This window comes from Mesorhizobium sp. M7A.F.Ca.CA.004.06.1.1 (assembly GCF_003999135.1).
Classification (GTDB): Bacteria; Pseudomonadota; Alphaproteobacteria; order Rhizobiales; family Rhizobiaceae; genus Mesorhizobium.
In genome coordinates this window covers 1-827 of the sequence record NZ_RZPQ01001280.1, presented here as the reverse complement: position 1 = coordinate 827, position 827 = coordinate 1, and the positions used below count along the sequence as shown (strand labels likewise).

The following is an 827-nucleotide window of genomic DNA, read 5'->3' as shown; positions in this document are numbered from 1 at the left end:
GCGACATCCTGAGCGAAGACGGCTCGAAGGCGACGCTGGACAGCCCGCAACTGCGCGGCGCCATCGATCTCTACCGCTCGATGGTCAAGAAGGACCTGGTGCCGGCGGGCGCGCAGACCGATACCGGCGCCAACTTCTTTGCGGCATTTGCCGCCGGCAATATCGGCATCTCGCCGTCCGGCGCCTTCGCCATCGGCGCGCTCAACACCCAGTATCCCGATATCGACTACGGCGTCACCTTCCTGCCGGGCAAGGACAGCGGCTGGTCGTCCTTTGCCGGCGGCGACAATTTCGTCGTCACCAAGGGCACCACGAAACTGCCCGTGGTGAAGGAGTTCCTCGACTTCGCCTATTCGCTTGAAGGCCAGACCATCCTTGCCAAATACGGCAGCCTGCCGGTGCGCGGCGACATCGCCAAGGAGGCGCTGAAGGATCTCGATCCGCGCTACCAGGTCGCCGCCGAGGCCATGACCAAGGGCAAGACGCCCTATTCGGTGGTGTTCAACGACCTGATCAACTCCGCCAACGGGCCGTGGACGCAGATGATCAACGAGGTCTTCTTCGGCGACGATGTCGACGGCGCCATAGCCAACGCACAAGAGACGATGCAATCGATCATCGACCAGGCGCCGCAGAAATAGCCCAACCTCACCTCCCCCTTGAGGGGAGGTCGGACCGCAGGTCCGGGTGGGGTCGCCACCGCAGTGCTCGACGTTTCTTGATGTCGGCGCGCTCCGCAGAGGACCCCACCCCCGGTCTACGGCCGGACCCTCCCCTCAAGGGGGAGGGGGACGCAGCGCCAAGGGAACAGCCATGACCGTCATCAC

Annotated in this window: 1 protein-coding gene; it reads left to right on the top strand. The window is 64.4% G+C overall.

What is annotated here, in order from left to right; genetic code table 11:
• On the top strand, positions 1–641 hold a 641-nt coding region (locus EN906_RS35775; protein WP_127375852.1), incomplete at its 5' end, for an extracellular solute-binding protein.
• Between the last annotated feature and the right edge of the window lie 186 nt (positions 642–827).